At 57.7% G+C, this 9404-nt stretch carries 14 protein-coding genes and 1 pseudogene; 11 read left to right on the top strand and 4 right to left on the bottom strand.

Annotated features, from left to right (window positions below; translation table 11 throughout):
- Together AC1D1L_RS33020 and AC1D1L_RS33015 are read left to right on the top strand one after the other, a co-directional pair.
- Window positions 1-234: GlsB/YeaQ/YmgE family stress response membrane protein (locus tag AC1D1L_RS33020; protein ID WP_477345654.1), on the top strand; the 234-nt coding region annotated here is incomplete at its 5' end.
- Window positions 235-641: 407 nt separating this feature from the next.
- A complete protein-coding gene (locus AC1D1L_RS33015; RefSeq protein ID WP_477345653.1) occupies window positions 642-1115 on the top strand; it encodes a YciE/YciF ferroxidase family protein in 474 nt (157 codons plus the stop codon).
- 249 nt (window positions 1116-1364) lie between these two features.
- Here AC1D1L_RS33015 and AC1D1L_RS33010 read toward each other — a convergent pair whose 3' ends face one another.
- Window positions 1365-1658: a helix-turn-helix domain-containing protein gene (locus AC1D1L_RS33010; RefSeq protein WP_477345652.1), complete on the bottom strand. Its 294-nt coding sequence runs from the start codon at window positions 1656-1658 to the stop codon at window positions 1365-1367.
- A 226-nt stretch (window positions 1659-1884) separates the two neighbouring features.
- Here AC1D1L_RS33010 and AC1D1L_RS33005 point away from each other — a divergent pair, with 226 nt between their 5' ends.
- The 6 genes from AC1D1L_RS33005 to AC1D1L_RS32980 all read left to right on the top strand — a co-directional run bounded on the left by AC1D1L_RS33005 (window position 1885) and on the right by AC1D1L_RS32980 (window position 4115).
- On the top strand, window positions 1885-2223 hold the full coding sequence (locus AC1D1L_RS33005) for a hypothetical protein (RefSeq protein ID WP_477345651.1): 339 nt from the start codon (window positions 1885-1887) through the stop codon (window positions 2221-2223).
- Window positions 2224-2496, top strand: coding sequence for a hypothetical protein (locus AC1D1L_RS33000; protein WP_477345650.1), 273 nt, complete (start codon window positions 2224-2226; stop codon window positions 2494-2496).
- Window positions 2497-2685: 189 nt separating this feature from the next.
- A complete protein-coding gene (locus tag AC1D1L_RS32995; protein ID WP_477345649.1) occupies window positions 2686-2880 on the top strand; it encodes a hypothetical protein in 195 nt (64 codons plus the stop codon).
- 127 nt (window positions 2881-3007) lie between these two features.
- Entirely contained in the window at window positions 3008-3313 is a 306-nt protein-coding gene (locus AC1D1L_RS32990; protein ID WP_477345648.1) for a hypothetical protein, read from the top strand.
- 65 nt (window positions 3314-3378) lie between these two features.
- Window positions 3379-3561, top strand: coding sequence for a hypothetical protein (locus AC1D1L_RS32985; RefSeq protein WP_477345647.1), 183 nt, complete (start codon window positions 3379-3381; stop codon window positions 3559-3561).
- A 353-nt stretch (window positions 3562-3914) separates the two neighbouring features.
- Window positions 3915-4115, top strand: a complete 201-nt coding sequence (locus tag AC1D1L_RS32980; RefSeq protein ID WP_477345646.1) for a hypothetical protein — start codon at window positions 3915-3917, stop codon at window positions 4113-4115.
- A gap of 753 nt (window positions 4116-4868) precedes the next feature.
- Here the strand turns inward: AC1D1L_RS32980 and AC1D1L_RS32975 are convergent.
- The 3 genes from AC1D1L_RS32975 to AC1D1L_RS32965 form a co-directional block, all read right to left on the bottom strand.
- A complete protein-coding gene (locus tag AC1D1L_RS32975) occupies window positions 4869-5069 on the bottom strand; it encodes a hypothetical protein (RefSeq protein WP_477345645.1) in 201 nt (66 codons plus the stop codon).
- Window positions 5070-5140: 71 nt separating this feature from the next.
- The gene (locus AC1D1L_RS32970) at window positions 5141-5440 is read right to left on the bottom strand and encodes a DUF1236 domain-containing protein (RefSeq protein ID WP_477345644.1); all 300 of its coding nucleotides are present in this window, start codon (window positions 5438-5440) and stop codon (window positions 5141-5143) included.
- Between the two features lie 327 nt (window positions 5441-5767).
- Complete coding sequence (locus AC1D1L_RS32965; protein ID WP_477345642.1) at window positions 5768-5983, bottom strand: hypothetical protein; 216 nt, start codon at window positions 5981-5983, stop codon at window positions 5768-5770.
- 770 nt (window positions 5984-6753) lie between these two features.
- On the opposite strand from AC1D1L_RS32965, the pseudogene AC1D1L_RS32960 reads away from it, so the two are divergent.
- The 3 genes and pseudogenes from AC1D1L_RS32960 to AC1D1L_RS32950 all read left to right on the top strand — a co-directional run bounded on the left by AC1D1L_RS32960 (window position 6754) and on the right by AC1D1L_RS32950 (window position 8968).
- A pseudogene (locus tag AC1D1L_RS32960) lies at window positions 6754-7088 on the top strand (low affinity iron permease family protein).
- Between the two features lie 488 nt (window positions 7089-7576).
- On the top strand, window positions 7577-7798 hold the full coding sequence (locus AC1D1L_RS32955; RefSeq protein ID WP_477345641.1) for a DUF768 domain-containing protein: 222 nt from the start codon (window positions 7577-7579) through the stop codon (window positions 7796-7798).
- 975 nt (window positions 7799-8773) lie between these two features.
- Window positions 8774-8968 carry a hypothetical protein gene (locus AC1D1L_RS32950; RefSeq protein ID WP_477345640.1) on the top strand — a complete coding sequence of 65 codons (195 nt, stop codon included), beginning with the start codon at window positions 8774-8776 and terminating at the stop codon, window positions 8966-8968.
- The last annotated feature ends 436 nt before the right edge of the window (window positions 8969-9404 follow it).

Here is a 9404-nt window from a genome sequence, read left to right as displayed (position 1 = left end):
GGTTGGATAGCTGCTATCGTCATCGGCGGTATCGCCGGCTGGCTCGCCGAGATGTTCATGAAAAGCAATATGGGCGTGCTCATGAACATCATTTTAGGGATCGTCGGCGCCATCGTCGCCAACGTCCTTCTCGGGCTGCTGGGCGTATCATTGACCGGCTGGCTTGGCTATCTTGTCGCCGGCTTCATCGGCGCATGTATTTTGATCGCCGTGGCTCGAATGATTAGACGCTGATCCGATCATCGAGCTTGCACGTTCTTACTCGTGATTGAGGCGCGTGGTCCTAGGGATCACGCGTTTTTCACAACCCTCTTGCGACGCTCAGTCCCTCGGGTTCAGGTCGACTTCGCAGTCCTCCTGAGCTGTCCGAGCCAGCTTTTGAAGCCCCTCCTGTAGCTCGCTCGCGCAGGGCAAGTCTAACCTTGGTGGAGTGGTAGTGCTGGTTGCGGTACACCCGCGAGCGCAGCGCTGACCGCRTTAATGCTGGGTCTTCGCCTCTGACCACGCAGTAAGCTGTCGCAATCCCCCTATAAGCCAGCGTGACACCTGGGCAGGACGTGCCACGGCCAAGTGAAAGGCACGGAACCTTTTACCTTGCCCGCTCTTTCACCGGAAGCCAATTCGGGCCAAGGAGTACTGCCATGAAAACTCTAGGCGATATTTTCGAGCATACCCTCCAAGACATGTATTACGCGGAGAACGCGATTACCAAGGCCTTGCCCAAGGTGGCTGCGGCCGTGAAGGACACCAAGCTAAAGAAGGCAGCCGAGGACCATCTCGAGGAGACGAGGGGGCAAATCAAGAAGCTCGAGCAGGTGTTCAAGTCGATAGGCAAGAAGGCGTCTGGCGAGAAGTGCGACGCGATAGAGGGCCTCATCAAGGAAGCTGACGGACTGATGGAGGAAGCGTCAGGAACTGCCCTCGATTCCGGCCTGCTGGCGGCCTGTCAGGCAGTCGAGCACTATGAGATATCCCGGTACGGCTCGCTGAGGGAATGGGCAAAGGATCTTGGGCATGATGAGGCGCACAAGTTGCTCAGGATCCTCGACCAGGAAAAAGCCACCAACAACAAACTGACGAACCTTGCGGTTACGTCGATTAACAGGACAAATTGATCCCCGGCGTTGGTGCGAGCAGTTCCTGGCCTTCGGAGTGACAGTCGCCCCTAGGCTGTAAGGCGCACAGCAGGGCAGGAGGCGCCCCGGTGCATCCGACGAACTGCACAGCGAGCTCAGCTCTGTTGGATGCAGGAGGCGACCGCCACTTCGTCGGCGGCATGGCCGCGCGACGCGACTGCGAGCTTATGTAGGCATGAGGGTAGAGCACAGCGCAACGCGAAAGAGAGGGGATGGCGGGGTTTCCCCTTATGCCTTTCTCTGCCGGCGGCGCCACATTCTATTGTCGGTGACGAGACCATTATTATCTTCAGGGCGGGCGAGCGATGGAGTGCCTCCGACGGTGAAGACAATTCCGGCGTCCTCAAACGCCTGGCGCATGGCCGCGATGTTATGGGGACGCGGTTTCCTAACGCCGTTCTCAAAATCGCTGATCGTCATTTCGCTAAGATTGGCCTTTGCGGCAAGTCGAACTCGCGACCAGTTCAGGAGGGATCGTGCTGCTCTTAATTGATCTGCTGAGAGTAGGTTGCGGCTGTCCATAAGCATTCAAACATTTAATATGGCTAATATGTTCCCTTGACCTTTCTGCAGCAATCTGAGGCCTGTAAGCCGCGACTAGTGCCAGATCTGCCGCACCTTCGACGATGCGTGCAGCTTGCAGGACCACGAGCTTATCGAGCGGCCTGACAAAGGCTCGGGCGCCGAGGGCAAAGGGTGCAAAGGTCGATCTATTCCAAAACGCGGTGCATGTAAGGGTCGCTGTCGGATGGCTAAGAAACTCAAAGTCTATCAAACCTCCATCGGCTTCTTCGACCTTGCCGTCGACGCACCATCGATGAAGGCTGCCGCAGAAGCATGGGGATCGGACCCCGACATCTTCAAGCGCGGGTTCGCGAAACAGACGGAAGACCTCAAAGTGGTTGAAGCAGCGATAGCCACGCCAGGCGTGGTTTTGCGGCGGCCGGTCGGATCGCGCGAGAAATTCACTCAAAAGGCTGCGCTTCCGAGAGCACCCGACGTGGGTCAGCGAGCTGCGCACGATCGTGTGCAACGCCCGCACGTTGGCAAGAAAGCCGACACGAAATCTGCAGAGAAAGCGAACTGAATGCGGCTGCGGCTCTCGAAAAAGAAAACAAACGTCAGGCCCCTCGATCGCGCAAAAGCAGAGGCCGAGCGCGAGCGTGAGAAAAGGCGACGCGAACGAGCGATTGCCAAGGCCAATGCCGTTTTCGAACGGGCTCGTAGCCGCCATGAGAGCGCCATGAACTCCATCAGGCAGCGACGAGAGGACCTGGACAAAGAGGAAGCTGACGAGGAGGAAAGATGGGAGCGCGAGCAGCAGGCGCACGACGCCTCGTTGAACGAAGCAAAAGCGTAGGCGGCAGGCAACGGCGTTGTCCGACCGACCGCAACAGTTCGCGTCGGCGCAATTGGCCGGCGAGGCAAATTTGCATTGTGCCCGCTGCATAACGGTGACCGGCCATCGCTTGCGTTCCGCCGCAGGAACCAAAGCGGTTGAGGGGGGTTGGTTTATCGAAGGGACCTCGAACCGTAAGGATTCGGAACGATGGTCGAAATCTATGACTTTGAAGCGGCGAAGGCCCGGCTGCGCGTGAAGCGTGCGGAGCGTTCGCTTGATCAAGCAAATCAGGCTTTGGACGACGATACCGGCGTTTGTCTCAGCCTTGCGATGCTCTGTAGTCGCATCGGATCCGACCAGCTGCGCCCTAAGGATGATCCCCTTAAGGATGATCCAAAGTAGCGCCTGGTGACGCCACAATACTGACGTGGCACTTGGTCCCAACTTGGACCTTGCGGTCGCAAGGAGGAACAAAAGTCCGGCAGCTATGTTTACCCAGCGAAGGGCAAATTAATTCGGAGAACTGAACGTGAAAACCACCCTGATTCTGGGCGCTATGGCCCTTTGCCTGGTCGCGCCAACGGTTGCTTCGGCGGCTTCGGTCGTCGTGACAACGAAGCATCACCGCCACCACCACAAGCCGGCGATTGTCATAAATGAGGACGGCCAGCGGCTCCATTATCGCAAGCACGGCCGGGAAGCTTTCTACGATCACGGCAAGCGCCATTGGCACGGCAAACGCTATTGGAAGCGGAAGCACCGCTCTGACGACGTTGTGGTCATCAAGCGCGATGATCGCCCCCATCGCCATCGTCACGTCATCATCCAGAACTGATTTCCGTCCACTGCAGGCCCGGCTCTGTGAATGAGCCGGGCCGACGGGACAAAGGAGTCTAGTCCATGACACCGACCTTTCCTCTCAACCCTGAAATCGCCAAGAGCGGGCCGATCTATCGCCAAGCCCGGCTCGCATTGCTGGAGCACGTACTCGAGCGGAGCATGGACGAAACCGACGCGGCCGCCCAACAGGTCGAGCGAGATATCGCAAGGCTGACTGAAGCAACTGCGCCCTCGCGCCATTAGCCGCGACGCTCTGTGATGCTTTACCTCAAATCGGCACTCAGGGAACTTCTGCCCGCCTGGCTCGTGCGAAAGACGGCCGATGTGGATGTGCGTCCCATTGAGCAGCAGCCGCCAATCCGCGACCTTGTAGGCGCTGCGCCACCGCAGCGGTATCGAGGCCCCGTGCCACAATAGGGGCGGCTCTTCTCACGCTGATACCGTTCTGGCTTGGTTTTCCCGCTTATCAAAGCTCATCTAGAGCGCGCCAGGATGTTTCGGACGTTCGAGTACCTGCCACTGTCCGCCGCGGGCTGTTCGAATGCCTCGGTTCCTGGCGACGCAAAGAGCATCTTTCATCTTGCCGACCAAGCCGTGTGTCGAAACGCACGGTCGGCCAATATCGGAGCGGCCCGTCGACCAACTGGTTGAAGGCAAAATGCTATGCAATCGGCGAATTCGATCTTCTCGGCATAGAGCGCGAGCCCGGAAAACCTGCCTTTGCGCTGATGGCTGATCGCAAGACCGGCCGCTATGTCGGCAGCGCTTTCATCCACTCGAGCCGTGCTATCCGCTAACGGAAACGCGTCCAGGGGCATGCGGGACGGCGCCGAAGGGCATGAACCGGCCGACTACGGTTTGCGGCAATTACCGACCTTGCCGATCAGGCTAATAAGGTGGCCGAAAAAGAGGGCATCAGCCTGGAAGAGATGACCGAAGAAGTCGGCAGCGTGTTCGACGTCATCTTCGATGCGATGCAGAACCGCTCCAGATGATTTCGAAAGGACTCGCAGTCAGCGGTTGCCGGCGCCTGTCAGGCCTACATTCGGCAGCTACGCTCAGCAACCAACCGCTCCGGCGCTCGTTAACTGGTTTAACCGGCACACTTCGCCTCCCTTGCCCGCCCGTTTCCGCATTCGGGCGGGCCTTTTTAAGCGTACCTTTTTTAGCGTTGCCTTTATGGTCCGCTTACCGTGAACGCGCATCCTTTTATGGCGCGGCGATGTTTCAGTACGGCGCAGCTCAGACAACAACTTGTCGCTCTTTGGACCCCTGGGAGCGACGAGAACGAGGTCGCAACCAACATCTTCAACGTTCGTTGACTCGCGCCGGTTGATTCCGGCTACTCCATACCAAACTGCCCGCTGCCGCATCGCGGTGGCGGGCTTTTTTTGTTGTATTAGCGGAACGGCATATAGGACCGTAGGTTGTGTACGCGGCAGCACTGCTGCTGGCCAAGGGCCGCAGACTTGGCCGGGCCCGCGTCCCGCCTTGGTCGCGGGCCTGCATCTCGGCCTGCGCGTGTGGCTCTTGCGCATGTGTTGGCATGGCTATTCAAGAGGATCCGCGAGGAACGAAGCGGCAATCAGATCGTCGCCGTCGATGCGGCCCCGACCGCCATCCATAATGGCAGCGACCTTCTTAAAACTATGAATTTCGCTATCTGTGATTTTAGCTTCCAGCATGCGCGCCTTGAGATTAGCGACGCGCGTGCCCAAAGCGTCGGATTTTCTAGAGTCATGATTCGACATGCTGATACTCATCCTTGATGGTCTGCCCGTCGCCATTGAAGGCGACGGGCGTTTACTTGATGAGGCGAAGGTCAGTTATAGACCTTGATGATCTTCCGGGTGCCCGGATCGACAAGAACCGTTCGGTTGTCGACCACTACGTAGCGATATTTGACGTTGGGAACTTCATGGAGTTCGACTGTATCGGGCAGAGCTGTGCCGACATTGAGTTCCACCCCGGGAAGCTTCACCGACGCCAGCGGCTGTTTCTTTACATACTCTTGGATGACCGTGTCCTGTTCGGGCTGGATGATGATGTCCTCGGCGGCAGCAACGCCTACACCGGCCAAGAGAACAAATGCCGCAGCGGCGGCAGAAAGGTACATTCTCATGGTTTCACTCCTCGTTGAGATCGGCGCCGACCGGACTGGCCGGCGTCCGGGGAACCAAACCTTGTGCCGGGGCGAACGTTCCATCGCCGGGCTTCAGTCGGACATGCCGGTCCGACTTTGGTCCTGCAGGCAAAAGCAATAGTCCAAGCATGAATTCCCGACGGAACGGCCCCCAATCCTGATTGTTGTCCCTTCGAAAAGTGGGAGAAAACAAATGGATAAGAGTGTTGGCCAAGCGTGGTGGTTGCTCGCGACAATTTTCGCCACAGCCGTCACCTTTCTGGTGATGGGCATGGTGCTTGGCTGACATGTCGTGGGGCGCTTCGCTCATGCAACCTTGGGAGGTTTACTATGGATCGGCGATCCTTCTTGACTGCAATGTTCGGCATCGCCGGGGTAGCGGCCCTTGCAAGTACTGTCCGACCCATCAACGCGATGGCCGGTGTTCCAGTCGCCGGAAATGGCATTCTCGATGAACTCGAGACGCCAAAGGCCGATGCTTTTGACGAAGATGCACAGGCAGAAGTGCAGCAAGTCTACCATCGCTACTGGCATCGCCGCCGACACTATCGCCGGCGCGGCTGGAGACGGGTTTGCCGGAGTTACTGGCGGCATGGCCGGCGTCGCGTCCGGTGCTATCGCAGACGGCGTCCTGCGGTCGTCTTGCGATTCTAGCTAGTGACTGTTGCCCCATGGCCCGTTCCTGGCGCTTGAGTCGGAACGGGCCCAGTTTCGTGAGTAATGAGGACATTGGCCATCGCGGGACCGTGGCTACGCGGACGGCCCCCAAATGACAAATCATTTGCGGGTTGCTGGACCGGTACTGTGACGGCGAGACAAACACTTGCAGTCAAGCCGGCTACATCTGGCAATCTGAAGGGCGGCGCTACTTCTCGTCACGACCGGATGCTCGGCGCCGGAGGTTTCCACCGAGTTTGGCGTAAGCGCACGGCCTCCAAATACGCTTTTGCCGCATGGTCGCACTTATGTCTTGATGGACCGTTCGTGTGGAGAATGACCTCAGCCGCGTCCTTGGAAAGCCCGTGCTTCTCCATGAAGGATTGGAGTTGATAAGGGTAGGTGTCCGCAGGGGGGTCACTACTGGGTTTGCGTCCTGGCATGTGTGTCATCTCCGCCGGCGGAATTTCTGCGTTGAACACGCGCGTGCCCGGAAGGTTCCAGTGGCGGGAAGCGTTTTTTGGGGCTGGTTTAGGTTCGCTTCCCGATCCCGACCTGCTTGGCGGCGGATCGAATGCAACATTTGTGATAGACGCTGACGGCCGCAGCCACAGAAATGGCTGGAGGTGCCTTGAATGAATCGATTCCCGTTTTCCGCAGCTGACTTCCTGTCACGCCCGCCCGGCCTCTATGTCTTGGTCATTGCGATGGTTCTGTGCATGCTGTTGGAGCCATTCCGCCTGACGAACGCGATGCACTTTCGGTTGCCGCTACCATCATCCCTGGTGTGGTGCTGATCCGAGGGTATCGCGACACGGCCGCCATCCATGCGAAATTGGACGAAATCATCGTAGTGCTGAACGAAACGAGAAATGATGTCGTCGGGCTGGAACACCCAGATCCGAAAGAGATCAGAGCCAAACTGGCGGCGATCGAAGCAGAAACCGCGGCTGGCGAAGGCGGCAGCTAAACGCAAAGCGTGGGCGGCTGCATCGCAGGCCATCCTCAAAGGACCGTTTGCGCAAAGAATGACGTCTGCTGCCCGTACTCATTGGGACTTCTTTCTTGGAGGGAGATCTAAGCCGATCCGCTGAACCTCGGCGAAAGAGCGAGCGTAGAATTCGCTCTCATAGCTGCTGATGCTTGCCTTGCCGTCTCGCACGCGGACAAACCGCTCGCCAAGGCATTCGGTGATCTCAACGGAATCTGGACCTGGGTCCGGGGTGACTTCAACCCTGGCTTTCTATCCCTGGCGGGGCGAAAGCACCTGGTTGGCTCCCAAGCGTCCAATGCCGGTGGAAGCGGACGAGTTACGACACACCCTTAACAGCATGATCGCAGCATCATTTGTTACGCGGGTGGCCGCATTCCACTTCGTTCACGAAGGGTGCCAACGTCGTTCTGACGCAGGGGAAGCGCATCAGCGGAACCTAATAAACGTCGTCAGCTTATCTTCTGATGAGCACCCGCGGCACCGACTTTTTGTACAAGTGGATTTCGGCCAACGTCCCCGAGACCGTCGGCGCCGACATCATCTCAGTTGCCGAACTTACTCAAAAGCTATTCGCCGACGCCAAAGCGATCGGCATTAGCAGCGTTGAGATCGAGGAAGAAACCGGCAGTGTGTACGAGGCTCTCCTGGACGCCATCGTGCACCACGATGCCGGCTTGGCTGAGTGAAGCAATCCATGGCCGGCGTCTGGGTCGCATTCTGTTTCGTCGGCGTCGTGGTGGCACTGGTGGTGGTATGGTCGATGAGGTTGTAGCGGCTGGGATTTGAGGTTGTGGGAGAGAACCTATCGCGTGTCTATCCTCTCGGGGGCAGCCCAAGATCAGACAATCCAGCAATACAACCCTCAAGAAGCTTCAGGCGAAATTTGTGCAAACGCAACTTTTGGCCAAGCTCGGCCATCTTGAACGTCCCAACAGAACAAGCCGCCTTTTCGGCCAGTTCGCGCTGCAGCAAGGCTATCTGCGCCTCGGAGTTCGTCGGCTTCGGCGAGCCGCTGATCTCTCACCCAAGCCCGCCCGTGCATGGTCCTTCTCCGCCATATTCACGCATGGCTGCGATTGCTCAACTGCCAATTTGCTGTCGAAGTCCTGAGCGAAGATTCCGCCGCTTCGCCCCCTTGGTCAGCCTCGCCGGTGGCGGAACTAATTTGCGTTCGTTGATACCGCTCGAAAAGTGCAAGTTTGTCTGGATAGCCATATGCACGTGGGTGCCGCACCCCGCACATTTGAACCTGGATATTACCTTGAACCAGGAGCCCTTCTTGACGATCGGGTGTGAACAATAAGGACAGTCAAGTCTGATGATCAGATCATTTTTGTCATCTGAAATCGGCATTGCGGCCTCCCTTGCCTCTCTCCAACTCAGGCTGAAAAACATTGTTCCGCTTGCTTATGGGAGTAAGACTGTGGGGTGGGGCTTTCTCCAAGCACCGCGCCCGCCTTGGCTGTTGCGCGTCCTGCAGGCGCTACCCAGGAGTGTCCTACGCTAGAGCGAACCTTCCGTTAGGTATGGGACTTCAGTCGGAGCGAATTGACTCGAAGCCCCATTATTTCACGCGTATGATCTGCATGTCGCCCGTCTTTCACGGCATCCGGGCGCTTGGAAGCCACCTCAGGTGCTCCCGCCAAAGCGCGGGGGGCATCGTGGGTCAAGCTGAAGAATGCGATACCGTTTCCGCTTTTGATTTCGATGTGATCCGCAGGGCGTTCAAAACCTGGGTTCGCGAAGAGAACCTTCCTGAGCACAGATGGCGCGATGGGGCCGCACAGATGGTGCGGTCAATGACCGGCCAAGATGAGTTTGACCCCGAAATGCTCGAATGGATCGTGCGGAAATAGAGTCCCGCCTACCTCATGGATCGTGCAGTCGACGTTCTGACGTAGGGGACGTGCATCAGCGGAACCTAACAAACGCCGCGAGCTTATCTTCTGATGAGCACCCGCGGCACCGACTTGCCCGCTTAGCTGAGTGAAGCAATCCATGACCAGCGTCTGGGTCGCATTCTGTTTCGTCGGCGTCGTGGCTGGTGGTGGTATGGTGGATGAGGTTGTAGCGGCTTAGATGAGCCCGGCTTTAACCGCGAAAGAAAGGACCAGCGAATAATGGCCTTTACTGTCATCTGGTATGGAAGACAGGGCATTGTCGACAAGGAAATGTTCGATGCCGAGAAAGCGGCAAAGGATCACGCTATCGCGATGTTTCAAACCCGGAAGGGCGATGATGGAATCGTGGCCGTTGAAATTCGCAAGGAAAGCGGCGCTGTCGTTTTTAGCC

This window comes from Mesorhizobium sp. P2_D6, assembly GCF_056404315.1.
This window is presented reverse-complemented; position numbering and strand designations above follow the sequence as displayed.

Bases quoted from the DNA above. Each gene is read 5' to 3' on its own strand.
- AC1D1L_RS32970 (WP_477345644.1), bottom strand. From the start codon at position 5,440: ATGAGAATGTACCTTTCTGCCGCCGCTGCGGCATTTGTTCTCTTGGCC.
- AC1D1L_RS33015 (WP_477345653.1), top strand. From the start codon at position 642: ATGAAAACTCTAGGCGATATTTTCGAGCATACCCTCCAAGACATGTAT.
- AC1D1L_RS32955 (WP_477345641.1), top strand. From the start codon at position 7,577: ATGAGCACCCGCGGCACCGACTTTTTGTACAAGTGGATTTCGGCCAAC.
- AC1D1L_RS32995 (WP_477345649.1), top strand. From the start codon at position 2,686: ATGGTCGAAATCTATGACTTTGAAGCGGCGAAGGCCCGGCTGCGCGTG.
- AC1D1L_RS32965 (WP_477345642.1), bottom strand. From the start codon at position 5,983: ATGGTAGACTTGCTGCACTTCTGCCTGTGCATCTTCGTCAAAAGCATC.
- AC1D1L_RS33010 (WP_477345652.1), bottom strand. From the start codon at position 1,658: ATGGACAGCCGCAACCTACTCTCAGCAGATCAATTAAGAGCAGCACGA.
- AC1D1L_RS33000 (WP_477345650.1), top strand. From the start codon at position 2,224: ATGCGGCTGCGGCTCTCGAAAAAGAAAACAAACGTCAGGCCCCTCGAT.
- AC1D1L_RS32985 (WP_477345647.1), top strand. From the start codon at position 3,379: ATGACACCGACCTTTCCTCTCAACCCTGAAATCGCCAAGAGCGGGCCG.
- AC1D1L_RS32975 (WP_477345645.1), bottom strand. From the start codon at position 5,069: ATGTCGAATCATGACTCTAGAAAATCCGACGCTTTGGGCACGCGCGTC.
- AC1D1L_RS33005 (WP_477345651.1), top strand. From the start codon at position 1,885: ATGGCTAAGAAACTCAAAGTCTATCAAACCTCCATCGGCTTCTTCGAC.